Consider the following 19,459-nt stretch of genomic DNA (forward strand, 5'->3'; position numbering starts at 1 on the left):
GCACGGCTGGGACGGAAGTCGCTGTCGTTCTCAAAATCGGTGGAGCTGCATGACAAAGTCATCGGGCATTATCTGAACATAAAACACTATCAATAAGTTGGAGTCATTACCGAAATCCAGTACAATTTATCTGATATAAAAAATTATGCGATACAGAAATATTTCAGAAATTTTATTAGGCAATCATTGCGCAATCCCATACTGAATATACACTTGAGAGTATTTATAATTTGTATCTTTAAGTTGAGGCTTAGCCACAGTAGTTTTGTTTTTTGCTTTTTTCTTAGGTTTGGTATGATGAAACAGAAAACAATCCACCATTACCCAACCATTTTTATATCGAGCCACCAGCATCTTCTGGCTGGGGTAATGAGCATGAAACAGCATTTTCACGTCCATGGTGCCCATCAACGACTGTTTGCGCTTTAGCTCATCCTCAGCCATCTGAAATTCTTGTAAGAATTCTGAAGACAGACGCTGACGCAGGATTCTTATGGCACTGGAGTTTTCATCATTCTTTGCCAGATGCCCGAAGCGTACTAGTGCCTTGTGGGTTATCTGGATGGGTCCCAGATGAGAGCTGAGCTGTTCGTACTGCCAGAAGTAGGTCAAATCCACCTTAACCCAGCTGATGCTGTCCAGCAGAGCCTCGTTCATGATGGTTCCGGACATTGGTACCATTGTCAGCCTGGCCAGACGCATATGTATGTAGTCCGTAAGCAACCTCAGCGACTCAGGAACGTTTTTATTGAGCAGGAGATGCTGAAGCACCGGGGTTGCGGTCTGCCAACACAGATTGCGCCCGTCAGGCAGGAAAGCAAACTTTTGATCGTCAGGCGCAGAGTTCGAAGCGTTTTCCTTACGAAGCAAAAAATAATGGCCGCACAGCAGCTCTGCTCTTACCTGGTCCTCGTCAGGGTCATGTCGGGCTTTACTTAGATCAACGGTAAGCACAACGCGGTTAATCGCATCAGCGTGATATTTTTTTACCCAGACGCAGACACGATAGAGACGCTCATCGATTTTCTGGCTGGCTGTGGAAATCCATTGCATTGTTGTTCCTTAATTTTCGGGGCTGACAATGAAAATGCCCAGCTCAGCCCCCGGCACGAGTTCTGTATATTTCAGGCTCAGCTTCCGTTGGTTGGACGGGCCCTGGCTGTTTTCAGGAGCCCAGTCAGAGAGCGTTTTTAATTGAGGTATGTTGCCTGCTGCGAAAATGGGCAAGGATGCTTTTACTACTGAATAATCAGTCTCAGCATATTTATTCCCGTTTCGTTCCTGCCCTTCAGGCCTAAATGCAAAAATGTGAGCAATCGGAACAGGGAAAGAGTTAGTTCGACAAAGGCGATAAGATTCGCCCTGCTTCAGTGGGTGAAATTCAAGACGGTGTAAAGCCTTATCGATATTAGACACGACATTCAAATTGGTAGTTGCTACATTTTTTACTTCTGAGGCTCTCCTGCGCTCCAACAAACTCACAAGTTGCTCTGCTGTTTTAACTTCCTGGTTTCGGTTTAGCCGCCATGAAAAAGTAACTTTTTTAAGCTGGGACTTGATGAAAAGGACATTTCTTGTTGAGTGCATAGCGACAAGGCCCGGGAGCTTCTTGTGCACTTTATCAAAACGGACATTCTTTTTATTATCGATACGCCTCATTGCCGCAGCAAAATCATTTTTTGCTTCATTTATAGATGTGATCAAGCTTTCGAGAAGATCTGCTCTTTCTGGGACAATGATAAGACCCGGGTATTTAGTGGTCACTTTGGTGGAATCATGACTTAATGACTCTATGTCATCCACACAGATGTCAGTAAGTGCCTGAATAATTTCCTCAACCGAAGCATCGTCTTTAACACTAACCCTGATGGGTTTAACCTGCTTCAGTCGCTCTTCTGTTCGAGATACGGTGGAGACAGTCATCAGGTTTGCCATCAGCGGGGGGGTGTTCGAAAGAAAACACTTAAGCGAGTCGATACGTTCCAGAATCTGGTCACGAAAATAGGGCAAATCGTCATAACTCATACGTTTCTCCAGGCTCATGTTATTTCAAATCAATTTTGCTGCCCTGGCTGACCTTGCAGAACATAAATGTCATGTAAACCTCTAAAGAAGTCATTTTGAAACAGCTTTCACAGCATGCGATTTATGTTCGATAGGGCTCATGAACAAAGGATGATAATGGAGACGCCATGGATAGTGGATAGTCTTACCCACCTGGGTGATCCGATTGAGGCGAAAACGACCATTTATACAGTCAACTGACCAAAGCCCGGGAGAAACTAACCTCTTCCAGCGGTAAAAAGAGAAACCTGCAACACAGAGGTCATGCTCCAGGAAATGTTGAGTTTCGACGACGCGAACTTTTATCAAAAACCCCAGCATTGGCGAAAACCAGATCAACAACCATGTTGGCGGCAGGATGACTTTGTTCAGGAGATGATCTGTCATAAGCAAGGCAGATAACATCAGAAAACTGATAGTCAACCACAGGGCCATCCAACCGGCCCATACGCGGCTCTGACAGGGTTTCCATTCGAGAAGAAAAAGTTTTTTATGCATTCTGCCCCGCCTAATTTTAATGTATTGCCGAAGTATGCTGCATCATGATGGTGGTGCGGGGAAAGATTTCAAACTTCCACAATTCTGAAGCCGTGTTCCAACCATGAAAGATCCCGTCTCCACAGCGAGTGTTAAAAGCAAGAATTTCATCCCTGACCTGGTAAGCGAGCACTTCTGGCATATCAATAAATTCAGGTAAGGAAAGAAGAATCCCATGGATAACTTCTCCGGTTAACTTACTCATAACCTCTTCCTCAGACAGGGCAGCGTCCGGGAACAAACACGACGGAAGTGAAAAACAACATAGGTCAAGACCAAGAGCAGCCCTTCCTGCGTCGTAGCCTTCTTCATTAACGACAAAACGAAAGAATTTTTCAGCCTCACCCAGTAATGTTGACGGTCCTTCAGACGGAACTTCAATACCACTGAAGACTTTATCGGTCCAGTTGGTAAATGGACTGGTGAAAACCCAACAAATTAAGGATAACGCCAGCTCTTCCTTAAACATACGTTCAGTGCCGGTTGTTCTGGAAAGTTGCTTTTGAGTACTCATGTTTTACCTGTTGCATGAAATTATTGATGTTATATAAACACAACCGGCATTTTATCTAATAGGTTTGAAAACACTAAAAATCGCAAATGCTGGTACCTTTCTGTTTTAAGAGATTTTCAAGGTAAAGTGAGGCGAGATCAATTGGCTGGTTCTCTTCAAGACAGGCTCGCACAAGATCTTCAATAGAGACCGAATCAACCCCCCTTCCCTGTAAAATTTCTTTAGCAGATGCCAGCGTTTTATGAACGCTTCGACTTAGTTGTAATCTGACTTGTGTGCGGGTATCAAAAAGACAATCTTCTGTGACACTTTGTGAAACGGTTCTACTCATTGAAAAATCACTCCATTTCTGGGATCGAATGAAAATTAACAGCTATAGATGTATCAGGTTTCCCATTTTCTACGATACTCAACCACGTACGCGCTGAGATTTGTTGTTCACAGACGAGTATGTAACCTGTTCCCTGTTGATGATGTAGCTCAAGAGCTTTTAGGATAGGCCCTGAATGAGGTCCGAGAGCATCACGCGTGTGAATAAGCGTTTGCTCTGGCAATACGTTGCTAAGCATAGACAGCAGAACATTACGCTCATCCTCATTATCCGACAAAACAAGAATTATACGAAAACCCGTTTTTATACGAAATCTGATCTCTGAAACTAACTTTCTTAATCTTAATTTATATATGACCAGGCGGAATCGAGTCATCAGTAAAGAAACCACTGTGAAGATAACGATTACTGCGCCATATTTTGACCTGTAGAACCACCAGTTAAGGCCTCCAGCAACTATCAGGATTAACATTAAAATTAAACTCCCATAGAAAAAAAGTGCTGGGTAGCGAGTTGTCTTTCCTTCAATTAGTGCTGAGGCAAATATCAAAATGGATATTCCGTAAATTACCCAGTCAAAAATACTTTCTCCAATCATTCTTTAGTGAACATCCTTAAAAGTGGAAATGTAGGTTTATGGGTTTATGCATTTTCCTGATGGCCTTGACAACCAAGGATTTCACAGAAATTGTCACAGTGTGAAGCTGTAACAAAGCGCTCTCCACGTTCGAATCGCTCAACCAAATCCTTTCTTACTTCACTTCCAGGTTTCTGGAAGATGTACTCAAGCTGGAGATCCTCGGCCGTAGAAAGTAGTCGTTCTATGCTGAAATCAACATGGTAAAAGCAAAACTGATTATCAACCGGGGGAAAGTTGCTTTTGGTACTGTTCTCGTTTTTGGATTTTAGTTCATTCATGAGCTCTCCTTGGTTGAGAACAGTATACAAATCTCTTTAGGGATTTTTTTTCGTTAATAGCACTTTTTTGAGTTTAAAGAGTATGTTCATACCAGAGCATTAGAGGCTACGAAAAGGATAATGGAATTAGAAAGATAGATTTTAAGTGGTGATGTAAGGTGGGATAGGTAGAAGAGGAGTAGACGCTTGTAAGCGAGGCAAAAAAAAGGCACGGAAACCGTGCCATAAGAGTATGTGAGAAAAAATCAAAATCAGGGAAAGAATCAAGCAGCTTGTGAAACTGAATCTCCAACTGCAAGATTTAAATTTCTTAGGTTATCGAAAACTTCAGATACTAAGTCATTACGGTCGTGGATTTTAATCCGCCCACCGGTTAACTCTGAAACATAAACGGTATGGCAGAGGTCAGTAACCACTTCGCCGTATTCATCAACGACTTCCAAAGATGCAATCATCGGAATATAAGAAGCCGCAGCATAGCTCTCATAAATACTTATTATGGAGTCATTGTTGCGTCGAGAAATTACCCTACCAGAAGGTAAAGCCTCATCTTCCATATAGCAATCAGATAGGTCCTCACAGAAGTCATTTTCTTTAAGTGAAATATTAAGGGTCAATTCACTGTTGATAGAGCGTGAATAAGAATATTCACTCAGTTTATAGCAAGCCAAACTAATATCACTAAAAGTTTCATAAGCTTTATAGAGGCTCGATGTTATAGACTCAGATACAAATGTTATTAGTCCAATAAAATGAGTATCCCAGAACTGTTGCAAAGCAAAACGGGCAATCATAACCTGACCATCAACCTGCATCAGTCTGTTATATTCATCCCGGTCATAACCTTTCGACTGAGAAACATCATTAGACATGCTAAGAACTTCACTACAAACATCATCATATTCAAAACGACTAGTTGCAAAGTGTTTTCCTGAAATTTCAAGGTACTGACCAGAGACTGCGTCAAACACCTCAAGAAAGTAACAGAGTCGCGATTTTAAAGATTCTCTGTTTAAAGCTTCTATTTCATTCTCAGAGATACTATCGACATATAAATCAACAACATTCTTGAGTTCAATAGCTTTGATATTACAGGTAAAAGAAAGCTCGTCACTTTGACAATGGCAAACACTTAATACTATATCCGCCTCATCAAAATCTATGCCAAGATAACTCAGAACTGCTCGGACATAGTTTTTATCATCAGATGAATGTGTCATATACACTACCTCGAATTTGAGAGGAAGTGCCCCAGAAGGGAAGCGACTTCCCCACTGGGTTAGATAAAAATTTGGTTAAGCTAAAAGAAGATGCCAGCGACAGATTTTACATTGTCATAGACAAGTGTCTTCAGCCAACCAAAGTTACTTTTTTGGACTGAAGCAAAAGGATCATTGAGACGCGTTACGAAAATCGTCAAAAGCTTCAGTTATTAGTAATGTGCGATCAGTTACTCTGTATCGGTCATTACTTTCGAGAGATACGTAAGTTGAATGCGAAGAATCACAGACAACACGCCCTCTTTTATTGATCAATCTTACTTCCATCATCACCGGCACATTGATAATTGAAGCAACATCGGTATAGAGGGATATGAGGGCATCATTGTCACAATATAACGCCCCGTTCCCATCAAATGTATCGTTAAACTTAATATATATATCTGGCATATTTGCCGGATAATCATCAGTATTGAAATCAATGCATAACTTTAAGTCATCATTAATACGGCGATTAATCTTATGCTGCCCTACACGTACAAAGCCATGTTCAACAGCTTTGATAATCCTTAAAGTTTCATTAAGACAATCTGTAATTCTTTTCTCGACAAATGAGATAAAGTCACCAAAGTCGGAATGAAAAAACTGTTTAAGTGCAAATTTCGCAACTAACACTTTCCCATCCACCTTCATTTTATCGAGATAAAGATTTCTTATAGCATCAGTAGAAGAATTAGCTTTAGATAACTCTTCACAGTCATTAATAATCATTGAAACAATATCAATAACTTTAACTGGGCTTAAAGTATTACTATATCCGCGAATATCAAACGTAAAAAATCCGAAATTCTTAAATACTCCAAGAAAATAAATTATTTTTTGTTTCAAAAGAATAGAATCGGAGTAAGATGCGTTGTGCTTTATTAGCTCAGATATGTAGAGATCCAACATACAATTTAAATTATCGATATCTACATCGTAATCAAAGGTTACTTTGTCGAACGAAGTATCAGATAATTGAACGGTTATATCGTCAGCGGAAACATTAAGGCCTAAATTTTGATAAAGAAAGGCACTAACAAATTCCACGTGGTCAGATTCTTTAAACATTTACACTACCTCATGACTAAAAAGGAAGTGCTTCCCACCGGGAAGCAGGTTCCCGGATGGGTTAGATTAATTATAAAAGAGTTCTTCAGAAGGTACATGCATTTCTGGTTTGAACTGTTTTAAGGAGTTGTTTATAGCTTTTCGATATAACCCTGAAGAGTGTGGCTTAAACATTTGATATTCCGTAACGAGCAGAGGAGACGTAAAGCATCCTAAGTTCACTAGTGAAATACTTGATGTTTCTTCACAAACATCTAATTCAGCGTATATCCGCCTCTTCATTACCCTGCCTGCTAAATAGCGACGAACATGATTTATAAACTTGTCCGCATCTGATATAGAATTAACTATATAATCAGATGTGACTATCTGATTAGATACAGTTTCAGGTATAGCTTCGGCTATTATTTTTACGTTCATTTCATAATCAACACTATGGAAGCAAGCAAGAATTTGTGGCTTCGCGCTTTCTAAAATCTTTTCAAGAACAGAAAAAATCAGAGAGAACTCGTTTAAAATTCGCTTTTGTATAAGTCCATGTAGATGTTTTATGAAAGGAGAACCGTGTTCAACAAGGCCTAGTATAAGATCCTTAGAGGCCAAATCTGAGCGGTAATAAACGTATTCTAGATTATCCCGGTTAAATCCTTTGAAAAGCAAATCAGGCTGCTCTGAGACCAGTCGTAAATGAGTTGAAGCTATAGAAACTTCAAAACGAAAGTTCGCGAGATTTACAGGACCTGCTTTTAATGTAGCCGCTTCGGAAAAATAAATGAAAAGAGGATGCAAATCATCGTTACCACTGTAAAGATGGTCTGCACCCTTAAGATATTTCACCAAATGAGGTAGAAAAGATATTACTGGAATATCAGCCACAAATCGAATATGCCGAAATGGTTTTGAATCCAAATATATATTTTCCACTACAGCGCCAACAAAACCCATTTTAACAAGAATAGATTCAACTAACTTTTGTATAGCATTCATTTCAATACCCTCTTAATAGAGGGATTTCTCCCATAGGGAGAAATCCCTATGGGAGAAAATAATTTTAATTAATAATTATAGCGAAGCGCATGTTCTTTTTCACTAAGATGGTTTTCATATTCCGACTTACCAGAACTTAAACACTCTTTGAAAAAGACCTTTGAAAAATTCTTCAAGTCACTTCGGTTATTAATTTCTTTGTCAGACATCAACTTAGCTGAGTGTGAGGTATCAACAGGCCCCAACCACCATTCATATTTAATATAAACACAATTGGTTTGTGTATGTCCATTTAGAAATCGTTTTGCATTTCTAAGTATTTTTCTACAACCGTTAAGGTCTGAAAGTAAGATATCTGGAGCAATGAGCTCTTCCAGAATATGACCAGGTAAGCCTTTCCTAAAAAGCTCAACATCGTAACTACAATACCAGTCACGATAATTAAAAGCTTTAATAAGTCTTTCAGGTGTATCCAAAGATATCTTATTCAGGATTTTTAATGCAAAGCATACAGCATCTTTTAACAACTCGTGCACCTCAACATTGATAAATGAGAAAAACGAGCTTAATTCTTTCTCTAAGGAATTATACAACTTACCGTAAATATCCTGAGAAAAAAGATACTGCAATCTTTCTTTATTATAAGTGCAATTCGAAATTGAATAGACTTCTCCTCTTTCGATTTTGCACCCTTCCCTTAAAACTATAGGAAACCTCAAATGGTTAACAAAGAAAGAATGATTCTTTCTTTGCTTCAAAGCATCTAATTGAAATTTCGTAATTTCCTCCAGATTTGCATCTTCAAAACCTGGAAAGGGAATATCACAGAAACAAGAACTATATGCTTTTGCTGATTCATACATAAACTCCAGTGAAACATCAGCATCAAAAGACATACCAGAGAACATGCCCTGCCCATTGTCTAAAAATGTAATGTTTTTAACCTGTATTTTTTTATGTTGAACAACCAAAAAGGCATTAATGATTTTTTCGATAATTTTCATGTGATCCTCTCTCAATAAAAAAAGGGATCACTCCCATATGGGGTGTGATCCCCACATGGGTATAATTTAATTAAAAATCTGTAAGACCTAAATCTTTATTTCTACCACAAACTGTAGAAGATATAAGACGTTTTACTCGCTTTCGAGCACTTCGGCCTGACGTATCTTTCAAGTACATCGGTAATGACAATGATGAAATTTGATTACTTCGCTTATGATGGCAGACTATATAGCCCTGCCTCCACCCCGAACGCACAAACTCACGGATGCGGTTAATATATGCCGAAGCTTGAGATTTTGTACTTATCGATTCAGAACACTTTAAGTTCTGTTCGATAGAGTAAAGCTCAGCCGCCATGAATTTCACCTCATACAGCTCATCGCCATAACTTATAGTTTTCAACAGCTCTTCCTTTTCCCGAATGAAAAATACTTGCTGCATTCCAAGGATCAGGTCATAGGCCTCTCGAAAGAGGTCGATAAGCTTATTACGAACATAAATCATAAACTCCTCAAAGTGCTGAAGCCAGAAATAAGCCGCATTACTTATTTGTGAATTGTGAGAACAAACAAGCCCTTTAGCAAGCTCGACCTCTTCCTCCCGAAAAGTAAAGTTACTTTTCTTAAACCGACTTTGTTCAAAAATGCTTTGATGCATTTCTATCCATACAGAAACAAAACCGAGGGATTCAAATTCTTCGTTTAACAAATGTAAACTTTCGAAGATTTTCTGAATTTCGATCCCGATGTCATATGACAGTGGACATTCTTTTATAGAATAAACATAACCGGGTAGGAAGTGAGATAAATGCTCAGTTCGCAAATATAAACTGAATTTAAGTTCTGTCAGTGGTTGTTTCAAAGATAACTTAGATGATTCGCTTATATTTACTGGTTCAACGCCATTTCTAATCAAAATAGCTTTTACCAGGTCCGTAGCTAACTTCATACAGCCTCCATTCGTTATTGAGGCCTCCCTGATGCAGGTTGGCCATCAGGGAAAATATGTAAATCAATTAGCAATCAATCAGACCGTTGCCATGACATTGTCAATGTATCTGACAAGGGATGGGCGGTCGTCCTGTAAGGCAAAACGGCGAAGGTCATCAAGATTATACGCAGGAAGATAATCAGCGTAACCTCGAATACGAAGGTCCTCAACCACAACTTTTATATACTCAAATCGTCCAAGATTCCCTTTTAATGGGGGTTTTCCTGGACTAGACAGCATATCGTCTGCTTGCTCCCATGTGATTTCTTTAGCTTCACCACTATGTAGATCAAGATGGACATATATGAATGACTTATAATCTCCACGGCAACGAAGATAATATTTCGGATAGAAATATTTGTCACAACGCAACAAACACGTTCCTGAAGGACGAACTACGTACAACAGGTTTCTGTCATTTTCTAATATGCTATGTTTCAAAATCGTTATATCTATCTCATTATCATGCAGCAAATAGCATGACGATGGTTCATTGACGATGCGCGATTTTATAACAGCAGCAAATTTATTAAAAACTTCGTTAATTTGAAAATTCATTAAAATGCTCTCCGATGTAAAACGACGAGCATCACCATAACGGTAATACTCCCGTTATGGGTTTTAATAGTTTATGGAATAACCATGTCATACAACCGACCATAGCCAGTAGTACCGCACATTTATTTAACTGAGCAAGCATCTCAGCCGTGAAAAGACCTTAAAGGCAGGTAATTATCACGAAGGAAAGCGGTTATCTTATCAATACAATTTTAAAATATAATATTGATAAGATAACCCCCCCCGCAAAAAGCGGGGGAGTTATCGTTGTTACAGCTGATTAAGACATTCAGGAGCCCAGTGAATCGGGAATCCATCCTGCCCTGTTAACTGGAGAACATCGTTCCAGTCGATACCCTTTTTCCCATCAGGAATATCTTGTGCTGGTTCGAAGACTTCAATTGTCAGCTTTGATGCGGGATATCGTTTAGCCAAAAACTCAACCATGCGGCTTTGAAGTCGCTGAGCAGCTTCAATACCGGCACGAGTGCCTTGTGAGTTAGCAATATCCTTATCCGCCCAGATATAAAAGTTTATAGATTTTACATCCGGCGGAGGCAGTAAAAAATCAGGAACAGTAACGTTTTCAAGGCACCATGCGGAGCTGGCTGCCCAGCATGGTGTTGAAGTCGCTTCTACAACAGAAAGCGCGTTCTCGATCCCTTCAGCCACTCCCAGTGTCCAGGTCGAACTACCTGAATCATAGTGAGGGTCAAACAACTGAATTGAGCCACCTGTCATATCGGCAGGAGGCTTCATCATCAGCTTTGGATTTTCTACAGGTGCCTTATCACCATTTTTGTCTACGTATGTTCTATGAATAGTCAGAGGCCGACCTCGGGTGTCACGATAGATCGCAATCATTCCCGGATAGATAATCGATTTCTGCTTATCTTTATCCCAATAGTAGATCAGGTTATTAAAGCCTAAATCCTTTGGTAAGTGACTCAGTAAGCGGGAGATCCCACGATTACGGAGGTACAAAGCAACAGGAGTATTAGGCTTGATTTCACCGGTATAGTGATACATCACATCAAGTTTTCGCATTCGCTTTGCCACTTCCTCTCGGTCAAGAGTTTCTGTGGCACGAACTGCTGATTTATAGCGTCGTTCATTTTCAATGTCGGCGTCAGTTAACGGAGCATGCAGATCCATCCCGAAAAAATCTGAGAGAATCTTTTTGCAAGTCTGCGTTTTACTTAATTCATAATATTTCGCCAGAACATCAATTCCGTCGCAAAACTCATTTACCGGAAAGTCATTATGGATCGCACATCCGGTATAAAGGTCTTTTTGTCGGAAACGAAACTTCGATTTCCCTGCGCCAGTAAACGGGCAAGGAACCTGGCTCGGGGCTTTTGCACAAGCGTCTTTGAAAGCAGGTATTCTTTCGAATATATACTTCCAGCCAGACACTTCAGCAATTCGAGCATGAACGAGTTTAATAAAGTGTTCAGATACTTCCTGTGGATTACGACGAAGAGCCGGGGATGCATAAGTCATGATGATCTCTCTTATCTTGCATTGTGAGTTTCTCAATGCCTTCTGCGGTGCAGAAGACAGGGAGAAACCCACAACGCAGAATTTAAGAAAGAGGGCCCGGGGGCCCTCAACATTTATGCTTCAGTCGTGAAGCCATTATTCTCAAGACACTGTATGTAGTTATCTACAAGTAACGCAGCCTGCTGGCTATTACCCTCCGCTATAGTGACTTCGCGGAAGATTCTTTCCTGAGGGCTATCATTGCTTATAACTTCACCAACACGTCCAAAAATACGGACTTTATGCATCGCACCGACTTTTTCATGTTCTACACGGTAAGTTTTTATCTGAGTCATATTTTGCTCCTTATTCCTTCATGGAGCAAAAAGACCCACCGGGGCCTTTTGCCCCGATTGGGTAGAGTTTATTAAGAAAGTATTTGATGAACTAGCTTACTGACTTCAATAGACAATAAAGAAGTATCATCAACTGTTACGAAAGTGTCCGTTTCAAAACCAATTATTTCATCAGTCTTAATACCAACACCAACGATTTCTATTCCATTACATTTAGCCTTTTCCATAACTTCGCCGATAGTAAATTCCGATTTATTCGGATAACCATCAGTTATAAGAAAAATTATTTTCCTATCGAATTGGCTGTCAAGTAACAGATCAACAGCTGCCATTAAAGCCGATCCCGTAGGGGTATAATAACCCTTACATCCAAGAGTGAATTTCGATAGAGATTCCTCAACGCTTTGATCAAACGTTTTGATAATCTCAAATTCACTTTCCTTGAAGGGAAAGACTATATTGGAGACATGCATTTTTGACAAACTTTCAGCGGCCATCGATAAAGCAAGATCTGACTTAATGGCATGAATATATCTTTCATCATTAGCCATTGACGCTGAAATATCACGAACTAATACGAGGCCAACATGCCCTCTATTTTTAGATTCGCTTTGAGCTCTGAAGACATCACGAACTCCCATTGGTGACAGAATTAATCGATTTCCATCGAAGGTAATTCCACGCTCATGAGTTTTGTTTCGGCCACGCATTTTAACCTGCTGTAAAACAGACAAGTCGCTACCGATTGAATGACTCAGAGACAAAGCCTCATTGTAAACATTCAAATCGATAAGGAGATCAGGGATATCCCATTCAGAAGCACCGAATTCGGCTTTCACGTCATCGGATACTTTTGATGCAATACCTTCAATCTCTTTAGCCAAAGCATCGTGATAATCTTCGCTATCCTCATCACTGCCAAGAAAGGCATCCAACAAATCTGCCAGTATCTCCCATTGAGCCGATGAAAAGTTACTTTCATCTTCAACGTTAGTCGAACTGGCTTCATCTGATTCACTCTCGGAAGGGTTAATCGCATCAGTATCGTCTTCAATAATGTTATCACCTGTGGGATTGCCACCGGTGGGTTCATTATTTCCCTCGTTATCTTCAGCAAGTTCTGAAGGCTCAGAACATCCCTCTTGAGCAAGATCAGAGTTATCGGAAGTATCTGCCTGACCTTCACTATCGTCCTCAGAATCATCCTCACGACTATCAGTCGACTCAAGCGATTTATCTTCTGATTCGGTATCGGTATCGGTATCGGTCTCGGATTCATCATATGCCTCCTGCTCCTCCTGCTCTGTCTGCTGCTGTTGTTCCCTTGCCTCATCCCGCAGTCTCTCTAAAAGAGCCAGGGTCTTACGAGCAAGGGATTCACAGCCCTGAGTATTTTCACAACCAAGAGCATCATGAAAAATTTCCTCAACATCAGAAATTACTGGAGAAAGTATCTTTTGGGCATAGTCAAAAAACGGATCGAGTGTTTCTTTGTGACCTGCCTGCTGAAGGACTTTTACTCGCAATGAGTTAAGCAGATACCACTCAATAAATAGGACAGGATTTTCCGGACGAGAAGATATATCAGGAGTCATCCTTCCGGCTTTAACCATCAGTGCGTAAGTGGCTGCAAGCCGCCGCTTTGCATCCGGATAATCGTTACCAACCTTCTCTTCCATCTGTACATCATCGAACAGATTTATAAGCCCGGTAAGACGTTTTGCCCTGCTATAAGCTTTACGTTTCTCAGCGAGGCTCTCAAACTCTGCATTCATTCCGTCATCGAAGCGTGTAAACCCTTCAGATGACTTGAGAACACTATTAAAGGCGTCACTGTAAACCTCGCTGTCGGTATAGCGACCATGACCAGCTTCATGACAGGTAAAACCTTCAATCAGACTGACAAAGTCATCATCGCTATAATCGCCGTTTGGTAAAACACAAACTTTATTTACAGGATCAAAATACGGTCCTTTGGTATTGTCGTCTATTACAACTCTTACATCGCCTAAGCCGCTAATGACTTTTGCTATATTCTGTAAACGCTTAATATGGCGCGGTGATGATTTAAGATCTAATTTCATAGAATACCTCTTTATAAAAAAGGGGTACTCACCCAGATGGTGAAGTACCCATCTGGGGTTTTTAATAAAGCAAACAGTTACCAGCCTTTGAGCTCGATATCAAAACCATTTTCAACATTGTCTTCCTGTTGCGAAACTGATTTCTCAGGTTCAGCTACAGGATCAGTGTTTGAAAACGTGCTGTTATTTATATCGTTCTCTACGACAGGTTCAACCTGGAACACATTTGTTGAATCTAAAATAGCTTCAATACCTGTGTTCTGTAGCGCGTTCGGTTCTGTTTGTGAGCTTTGATTAAATGATCTGGTAATAGATTCCAACCAGTCAGTAACCTTTTGCTCTCCTGAAATAATACGCTTTAACATTGAAGCATCACTCATGAAATAAAACCACTGCTGTAACACCGCAACGTCGCGAGGTTCAGAAATGGCACCTTTAGGTAAATTATTCATTATGTGTTTTATAGCTTCTGCAAGTACTGCCGCCTCTTTATGTATAAACATGAAGCTAATGATCTTATTTTGCATTTGCTTCAGTCGGTCAATAGTACTTGAGCGCAAATTGTTATTTTTGCTAATTTTTTCATAAACCTTCATTGCTTCTTCTGCCAGATCTGTTATCAATTGTTCCTGATAGTAGTCCTGGGTTTCATCACCTTCAACGCTAATAGGCGTAAAAGGAATAAAGTGAGCAATATTAAATCTAAAGGATTTTATGAAATCATCTTTAGTTAATTTCAACTGATCAATCAAAGAAGACATTCTTGGGCTTCTATTTTTTTCAGCCTCAATATGCATCTCATAATTGTCTACAACGTTTTGAATACCTGCCTGAAACTCTCGTTCAATCTCTTGGGCCCCTTCCAGAAACTCTTCCATACTGGATACTGGTAAAATCCACATATTGCTATAGCGGATGCACAAGCGTGAGCAAAGAGTTGATATTCTGCTGGTAATCGTACTTTTGAAGCTAAGGGCTTTTATGTCAATCCAGCGTACTTCGCTTTTAGATACGCTTTTTTGATCCGTAATATCATCTCCATCATAAGACAAATCGATTTTATCGGTTCGACGCGATCCTTGACAGCCACTTATTTCAATTTTTGTTATAACTGCACCTTCCAGTAAATCTGGATATGATTTTGCAAAATTCTCAGAGATTTGTTTTGCAGATACTTTGTTAAGCATTGAAGTATTTAAAGTCATGGGTTTCTCCAAAAAAAAGGGGAAACCCTCCCCAACGGGAAAGATTTCCCGATAGGGTTGATATTAAAGCTTCTCTGGTGAAATTAAAAGAATACCGGGAAACTCAGCAACAACATCATCATTGCCCATTGCTCCCTGATACATATAACCTTTTAATTCCATTTGTTTAATCAGACCTTCCATATTTATTTTACCATCATGATAAAACAATAAAGAATAGTCGTTATTCAGTTGCATAAGTCCAGTAAAATTAGTTCCGTTTTTTGCTATAGCAATGGTAGCAGCACCATCCGTACTTAAAAACGCACTAAATTCAAGATGGGATAACTCTGAGATACAAATATCAGAGGTTTCATAACAAATCCCATCTAACTCGACTTTTTTGCTGTGAAATACTCCAGCGATTTATCCTTGTCTTCGCCAAGAGAAAGATCTATAGCTTGAAGAACAAGATCGACCACATGTAAAGGTAAAGCAGAAGCAAAAGCTATTTTGAAAGTGTCAAGAAGACTAAAGGTTTTTAACGTCATCGACGTGCCAACCCAAGCTACTAATTGACGAATATCCATCACACTGTCTTCTGTACCAGAGTCATTTACTGCAATCGCTACTCTTACGAACTTCTCAATGACCTGAAAAGGCAAAGAGCTATATCGTTTAGTAAGCACATTGGTTAAAGCAACTTTGTCGGGCTTCTCCATTTCAACTATCAAGAACCGCTTTATAAAAGCTGCATCTTGACGTTGAGAAGAAACGAACCGGCGAGCGCCTCCACTCATGTTTGTGTTTGCAGTACCAATAAATCGCGTGTAGCCATTAGCAGTTATAACCTCACCACCATTAGCACTGAGTGACCAGGGCTTACGTTCAATGGGCATGTGAAGTTTTGCTGCCGTATCAGGATCGATTTTGTCCACTTCATCCAGAAGAATGAGGTGACCATTACGAAATCCCGTTACCAAATCGCTGTGTACAAAACCTGTATTACCACCATTAAGACTGCGCTCACCTTCAAGCTCATCAACTCGAATATTGCTGTTGATCTGCTTAATTGTCAGCGGCCAATTCATCATGTGGCTAATGTACATTACCATTTCAGTCTTGCCAGAACCGGACTCACCTTTAAGACACACACTTAAATCTATATCCGGACTGATAAGCAGTTTAACCACTTGTTCAAGTATTCGGGGATTTGGTATGTAGTCTTTGTTCAGCGGAGCTCGATACGAGGTTTTAGTTTTGAAAACAGGCACAGCCATCTTTGGATCCATTTCTGGAATACCAAAAAGGTCCTTTGCTAGAACTAAAAGATACTCACCTTTATCCACATAATGTTTTAACTTTATAACATCCGGGGAAAGAAGAGCTTCTAATTTTTCATAAGCATCAGAAGATGTTTCATTTAACTTCATAGCGGCATTAGACATTTTTAACTCCGGTAAAATGCAAACACCGCCCTCTGGCAGATGTTTGCCAGTGGCATTTTATTTGAGATTCATTTGGCAAATAGTTGCCATCAGTTTCCTGATTTGAGGCACATTATAACCAAGATGATTTCCCACTATTTCAAAAGCTTCAGACATGATCCATTCAAAATGATTTTCGAATATTGGATTGATTTCTAACTTGCCAAAAGCGTTTCGTTTAGTTAACAGATCACATGAAACAAGCTCGTCAAACAACTCTAATGTGGATTTAAAAGCTTTTATGTAAACATCCATAATTTCCCTGTCAGTCCATTTAACAGCCAGTTTTTTTTCTGACATTAAATAATCCTGATCAAAGAAGATGTCCCAGCCCATATCGTCATTGCAATCATGCAAAATGATTTCATCATCATTCCTGCATTCAGCTAATTTCGTGTTTTCACTAATCGAACGATGCGAATGATAATAGAGCCATGATTTTAATTCCGCTCTAAATTCACATGCATCAAGTCCATGACATAAACAAGTGTATTCAAATGATTTTGACATATACCACCGTGTTTCAGCTTCTAAAAGTGGATTCACTGTGATATTACCATTGTCATCTTTGAAGAATAACTTTCTCCTCAACACTAGTTCTTTAATGATTTCCAAAGACTCTTCCATAGCGGATAGAAAAACAACATACACATCCTCAGGGGTCCATTCTATTACCAGACCACCCAAATCTGGGTTATATTCTTCAACCGTATATAGATAATCTGTTTCTGCTGCAAAATTAATTGTATGCAAAATCTGATTTTTAAGTAATTTGGATTTTTCATAAAGGTGATTTTCACGCCTTTCAGAATCATAATTTATCTCAGAAATGTTACTTTCTTCTGATTTAAAGTTTAATCCGGACGTGTAAGCATCATTTAAATGCTCTTTGGGTGAATCAACTATTTGCGTTATTTCATCTTCATCTATATCGAGTATAGAAAAAAAACTAAGTTGATTACTACTTATTGCAGTAGCCCTAAATTTTTGTTTCATGGGGACTCCAAAAGGAGAAATCCCATGAAGGGATTTCTCCCCTTTAGGGTGGGTTTAATGTCAGATCTGATTAAAGCTACTTTGTCCAAAACCTTTTAGAGGTTTAGGTATGTGAGCCAACTTACTTGTTGCTACCACTCTCATGTAGTCAAGAGGATGTTCTCTCCCTTCAATCATAATAGTATCGACAACAATATAACCGGAGACCATCAACTCATCACCCTGATTTATACCAGTGAAACAGGTTGAATACATTTCAGGCGACACCTTGATTTGAACTGAAAATTCTCTCTCAGTGATTTCACCATCAACTTCTGTCTTCATCCTATTTTTGAGCTTTATTAACAAACCTATACTCTGGTCAGTCATTTTTTTCTCCACAGCACTGATAACTATCCCGGACACTTTTACTTCATTGATATATTCAAGATATGACATTTTCCGCTCCTCGATTTGTTCAAAGAGAAGCCCCGTTAGGGTTCCCCCTTAACAGGATTAAATAAATTTATTAGTTACATACATGAACGTGCAGACTACCAAACAGGCAATTCCGGCAATATGTAACCAATTTCTTGTTGGTTTAGTTGGTGCAATCGCTAAAGAGTTCTCCAACTTCTCTGTTACAAGACGTCGATTCTCTGCTTTAGCCGCATCATCTAAATATTGAGTTTCACGCTTAGCGAGAGTCTCAATTTTCGATTTTATTGCATGGTCCCATCCTTTAGTTTCAAAAACGCTTAACTCACTAAAGGTGTGCGTCATGAGATCTTCTGGGAAACCCAGTTTTTTCATTAACGGACGAATGGTATCATACATTTTTTCTACATTTTCGTAGTGGGCCTTTACTGCGACATCAAAACGCTTACGTAAAGTTAATTTTTCACGTTTGCAAATGATGTCCGAAACCCAATTTATTAACTGCTCATTTTTGAGTTCACTGGCTTTTTCAAGTGAGTAATCCAGATTATCCACGTCAAGAAATGAATTTAATCCGTATTTTTCAAACTCCTCAACAAGATATTTATCCAGTTCAGTTAAGCTTTTAAAAAGTGGTACATCTGGGGAAGCTTTAAGAAGCTTATAAGCTCCTTCGAAATCAATTTTCTTGACCACGAGCTCCACAACATCCACATGATAATAGCTTGAATAAGCAGAAAGCTTTTCGGCCAACAAAGACACAGGCTTAAGAGACTTAAGTTCAATGATATTTGGGCCGTCCTCATTCAAAATAACAATCAGTTCATTATCACGTTCTGTATATTTCATCAGAACTTCTAAGAGCTGTTTGTTTAGCGCCTTATCCATCTCTGGAATAATTTCACTAAAGGTTTGATGAAGGGCTTTACTGCGAGCTTTATTTTTAGACATTTGGGGTCACCTATATATAGTAAGAAGGAAGAAACAATTTTTTGTTTCAACACGAAGGCAAAGCCTGTCATTCATCTCCCGTAAGCTATGAACCGCCTGATTTATACTATCTGGCATTAGAAGTACGCAACAAAAATAGCTCCAGGAGGAGCTAAATTAGTTACGGTTTGGTAAATTCAGATTGCCTTTTTCAGGCATGGGAAGTGCACCAGCGACAAAGGTGACATTTTGCCGGTGGTGTCTTACAGCTTGTTTAAGCTGGCCGCTT

23 protein-coding genes are annotated in these 19,459 nt (G+C 39.5%); 1 reads left to right on the top strand and 22 read right to left on the bottom strand.

The window, feature by feature from the left end:
- Positions 1–96, top strand: a 96-nt coding sequence (locus ACJHWR_RS18640; RefSeq protein WP_000851394.1) for an IS1 family transposase, incomplete at its 5' end; no start/stop codon positions are given.
- An 87-nt stretch (positions 97–183) separates the two neighbouring features.
- Here ACJHWR_RS18640 and ACJHWR_RS18645 read toward each other — a convergent pair.
- The 22 genes from ACJHWR_RS18645 to ACJHWR_RS18750 all read right to left on the bottom strand — a co-directional run bounded on the left by ACJHWR_RS18645 (position 184) and on the right by ACJHWR_RS18750 (position 19,191).
- Positions 184–1,053 carry a hypothetical protein gene (locus ACJHWR_RS18645; protein WP_072804928.1) on the bottom strand — a complete coding sequence of 290 codons (870 nt, stop codon included), beginning with the start codon at positions 1,051–1,053 and terminating at the stop codon, positions 184–186.
- A gap of 9 nt (positions 1,054–1,062) precedes the next feature.
- The gene (locus ACJHWR_RS18650) at positions 1,063–2,025 is read right to left on the bottom strand and encodes a DNA replication terminus site-binding protein (protein ID WP_000119427.1); all 963 of its coding nucleotides are present in this window, start codon (positions 2,023–2,025) and stop codon (positions 1,063–1,065) included.
- A gap of 90 nt (positions 2,026–2,115) precedes the next feature.
- Positions 2,116–2,562 (bottom strand): hypothetical protein, encoded by a 447-nt coding sequence (locus ACJHWR_RS18655; protein WP_000549069.1) that lies wholly within the window; start codon positions 2,560–2,562, stop codon positions 2,116–2,118.
- A gap of 16 nt (positions 2,563–2,578) precedes the next feature.
- Entirely contained in the window at positions 2,579–3,115 is a 537-nt protein-coding gene (locus tag ACJHWR_RS18660) for a hypothetical protein (protein ID WP_000107168.1), read from the bottom strand.
- A gap of 73 nt (positions 3,116–3,188) precedes the next feature.
- On the bottom strand, positions 3,189–3,446 hold the full coding sequence (locus tag ACJHWR_RS18665; protein WP_001371933.1) for a hypothetical protein: 258 nt from the start codon (positions 3,444–3,446) through the stop codon (positions 3,189–3,191).
- A gap of 7 nt (positions 3,447–3,453) precedes the next feature.
- Positions 3,454–4,044: a hypothetical protein gene (locus ACJHWR_RS18670; protein ID WP_000578892.1), complete on the bottom strand. Its 591-nt coding sequence runs from the start codon at positions 4,042–4,044 to the stop codon at positions 3,454–3,456.
- A 44-nt stretch (positions 4,045–4,088) separates the two neighbouring features.
- Positions 4,089–4,364, bottom strand: coding sequence for a hypothetical protein (locus ACJHWR_RS18675; RefSeq protein WP_001004201.1), 276 nt, complete (start codon positions 4,362–4,364; stop codon positions 4,089–4,091).
- 263 nt (positions 4,365–4,627) lie between these two features.
- Complete coding sequence (locus ACJHWR_RS18680; protein WP_046788424.1) at positions 4,628–5,584, bottom strand: hypothetical protein; 957 nt, start codon at positions 5,582–5,584, stop codon at positions 4,628–4,630.
- A 171-nt stretch (positions 5,585–5,755) separates the two neighbouring features.
- Positions 5,756–6,694: a hypothetical protein gene (locus tag ACJHWR_RS18685; RefSeq protein WP_000472043.1), complete on the bottom strand. Its 939-nt coding sequence runs from the start codon at positions 6,692–6,694 to the stop codon at positions 5,756–5,758.
- 66 nt (positions 6,695–6,760) lie between these two features.
- Entirely contained in the window at positions 6,761–7,681 is a 921-nt protein-coding gene (locus ACJHWR_RS18690) for a hypothetical protein (protein ID WP_000991699.1), read from the bottom strand.
- A 68-nt stretch (positions 7,682–7,749) separates the two neighbouring features.
- Positions 7,750–8,685 (bottom strand): hypothetical protein, encoded by a 936-nt coding sequence (locus tag ACJHWR_RS18695; protein ID WP_000691118.1) that lies wholly within the window; start codon positions 8,683–8,685, stop codon positions 7,750–7,752.
- 70 nt (positions 8,686–8,755) lie between these two features.
- The gene (locus ACJHWR_RS18700) at positions 8,756–9,634 is read right to left on the bottom strand and encodes a hypothetical protein (RefSeq protein ID WP_000762004.1); all 879 of its coding nucleotides are present in this window, start codon (positions 9,632–9,634) and stop codon (positions 8,756–8,758) included.
- A gap of 78 nt (positions 9,635–9,712) precedes the next feature.
- Positions 9,713–10,234, bottom strand: coding sequence for a hypothetical protein (locus ACJHWR_RS18705; protein ID WP_001010933.1), 522 nt, complete (start codon positions 10,232–10,234; stop codon positions 9,713–9,715).
- Between the two features lie 270 nt (positions 10,235–10,504).
- Positions 10,505–11,737 carry a toprim domain-containing protein gene (locus tag ACJHWR_RS18710; protein WP_410226709.1) on the bottom strand — a complete coding sequence of 411 codons (1,233 nt, stop codon included), beginning with the start codon at positions 11,735–11,737 and terminating at the stop codon, positions 10,505–10,507.
- A 113-nt stretch (positions 11,738–11,850) separates the two neighbouring features.
- The gene (locus ACJHWR_RS18715; protein WP_042634307.1) at positions 11,851–12,072 is read right to left on the bottom strand and encodes a hypothetical protein; all 222 of its coding nucleotides are present in this window, start codon (positions 12,070–12,072) and stop codon (positions 11,851–11,853) included.
- A 71-nt stretch (positions 12,073–12,143) separates the two neighbouring features.
- Positions 12,144–14,156, bottom strand: a complete 2,013-nt coding sequence (locus tag ACJHWR_RS18720) for a VWA domain-containing protein (protein WP_046788423.1) — start codon at positions 14,154–14,156, stop codon at positions 12,144–12,146.
- A gap of 77 nt (positions 14,157–14,233) precedes the next feature.
- Positions 14,234–15,361, bottom strand: coding sequence for a DUF3150 domain-containing protein (locus ACJHWR_RS18725; RefSeq protein WP_000174395.1), 1,128 nt, complete (start codon positions 15,359–15,361; stop codon positions 14,234–14,236).
- Between the two features lie 63 nt (positions 15,362–15,424).
- The gene (locus ACJHWR_RS18730) at positions 15,425–15,598 is read right to left on the bottom strand and encodes a hypothetical protein (protein ID WP_001176647.1); all 174 of its coding nucleotides are present in this window, start codon (positions 15,596–15,598) and stop codon (positions 15,425–15,427) included.
- Positions 15,599–15,729: 131 nt separating this feature from the next.
- On the bottom strand, positions 15,730–16,788 hold the full coding sequence (locus tag ACJHWR_RS18735) for an ATP-binding protein (RefSeq protein WP_000063335.1): 1,059 nt from the start codon (positions 16,786–16,788) through the stop codon (positions 15,730–15,732).
- Between the two features lie 57 nt (positions 16,789–16,845).
- On the bottom strand, positions 16,846–17,823 hold the full coding sequence (locus ACJHWR_RS18740) for a hypothetical protein (RefSeq protein WP_042634278.1): 978 nt from the start codon (positions 17,821–17,823) through the stop codon (positions 16,846–16,848).
- A gap of 60 nt (positions 17,824–17,883) precedes the next feature.
- On the bottom strand, positions 17,884–18,261 hold the full coding sequence (locus ACJHWR_RS18745; protein ID WP_000120822.1) for a hypothetical protein: 378 nt from the start codon (positions 18,259–18,261) through the stop codon (positions 17,884–17,886).
- A gap of 57 nt (positions 18,262–18,318) precedes the next feature.
- Positions 18,319–19,191 (bottom strand): hypothetical protein, encoded by an 873-nt coding sequence (locus ACJHWR_RS18750; protein ID WP_000041927.1) that lies wholly within the window; start codon positions 19,189–19,191, stop codon positions 18,319–18,321.
- Between the last annotated feature and the right edge of the window lie 268 nt (positions 19,192–19,459).

The organism is Escherichia sp. WS568 (genome assembly GCF_046486085.1).
GTDB classification, from domain to species: Bacteria; Pseudomonadota; Gammaproteobacteria; order Enterobacterales; family Enterobacteriaceae; genus Escherichia; species Escherichia coli.

What these genes read in the sequence shown, in the direction of transcription:
- ACJHWR_RS18645 (WP_072804928.1), bottom strand. Translation starts at nt 1,053, where the DNA reads ATGCAATGGATTTCCACAGCCAGCCAGAAAATCGATGAGCGTCTCTAT.
- ACJHWR_RS18650 (WP_000119427.1), bottom strand. Translation starts at nt 2,025, where the DNA reads ATGAGTTATGACGATTTGCCCTATTTTCGTGACCAGATTCTGGAACGT.
- ACJHWR_RS18655 (WP_000549069.1), bottom strand. Translation starts at nt 2,562, where the DNA reads ATGCATAAAAAACTTTTTCTTCTCGAATGGAAACCCTGTCAGAGCCGC.
- ACJHWR_RS18660 (WP_000107168.1), bottom strand. Translation starts at nt 3,115, where the DNA reads ATGAGTACTCAAAAGCAACTTTCCAGAACAACCGGCACTGAACGTATG.
- ACJHWR_RS18665 (WP_001371933.1), bottom strand. Translation starts at nt 3,446, where the DNA reads ATGAGTAGAACCGTTTCACAAAGTGTCACAGAAGATTGTCTTTTTGAT.
- ACJHWR_RS18670 (WP_000578892.1), bottom strand. Translation starts at nt 4,044, where the DNA reads ATGATTGGAGAAAGTATTTTTGACTGGGTAATTTACGGAATATCCATT.
- ACJHWR_RS18675 (WP_001004201.1), bottom strand. Translation starts at nt 4,364, where the DNA reads ATGAATGAACTAAAATCCAAAAACGAGAACAGTACCAAAAGCAACTTT.
- ACJHWR_RS18680 (WP_046788424.1), bottom strand. Translation starts at nt 5,584, where the DNA reads ATGACACATTCATCTGATGATAAAAACTATGTCCGAGCAGTTCTGAGT.
- ACJHWR_RS18685 (WP_000472043.1), bottom strand. Translation starts at nt 6,694, where the DNA reads ATGTTTAAAGAATCTGACCACGTGGAATTTGTTAGTGCCTTTCTTTAT.
- ACJHWR_RS18690 (WP_000991699.1), bottom strand. Translation starts at nt 7,681, where the DNA reads ATGAATGCTATACAAAAGTTAGTTGAATCTATTCTTGTTAAAATGGGT.
- ACJHWR_RS18695 (WP_000691118.1), bottom strand. Translation starts at nt 8,685, where the DNA reads ATGAAAATTATCGAAAAAATCATTAATGCCTTTTTGGTTGTTCAACAT.
- ACJHWR_RS18700 (WP_000762004.1), bottom strand. Translation starts at nt 9,634, where the DNA reads ATGAAGTTAGCTACGGACCTGGTAAAAGCTATTTTGATTAGAAATGGC.
- ACJHWR_RS18705 (WP_001010933.1), bottom strand. Translation starts at nt 10,234, where the DNA reads ATGAATTTTCAAATTAACGAAGTTTTTAATAAATTTGCTGCTGTTATA.
- ACJHWR_RS18710 (WP_410226709.1), bottom strand. Translation starts at nt 11,737, where the DNA reads ATGACTTATGCATCCCCGGCTCTTCGTCGTAATCCACAGGAAGTATCT.
- ACJHWR_RS18715 (WP_042634307.1), bottom strand. Translation starts at nt 12,072, where the DNA reads ATGACTCAGATAAAAACTTACCGTGTAGAACATGAAAAAGTCGGTGCG.
- ACJHWR_RS18720 (WP_046788423.1), bottom strand. Translation starts at nt 14,156, where the DNA reads ATGAAATTAGATCTTAAATCATCACCGCGCCATATTAAGCGTTTACAG.
- ACJHWR_RS18725 (WP_000174395.1), bottom strand. Translation starts at nt 15,361, where the DNA reads ATGACTTTAAATACTTCAATGCTTAACAAAGTATCTGCAAAACAAATC.
- ACJHWR_RS18730 (WP_001176647.1), bottom strand. Translation starts at nt 15,598, where the DNA reads ATGCAACTGAATAACGACTATTCTTTATTGTTTTATCATGATGGTAAA.
- ACJHWR_RS18735 (WP_000063335.1), bottom strand. Translation starts at nt 16,788, where the DNA reads ATGTCTAATGCCGCTATGAAGTTAAATGAAACATCTTCTGATGCTTAT.
- ACJHWR_RS18740 (WP_042634278.1), bottom strand. Translation starts at nt 17,823, where the DNA reads ATGAAACAAAAATTTAGGGCTACTGCAATAAGTAGTAATCAACTTAGT.
- ACJHWR_RS18745 (WP_000120822.1), bottom strand. Translation starts at nt 18,261, where the DNA reads ATGTCATATCTTGAATATATCAATGAAGTAAAAGTGTCCGGGATAGTT.
- ACJHWR_RS18750 (WP_000041927.1), bottom strand. Translation starts at nt 19,191, where the DNA reads ATGTCTAAAAATAAAGCTCGCAGTAAAGCCCTTCATCAAACCTTTAGT.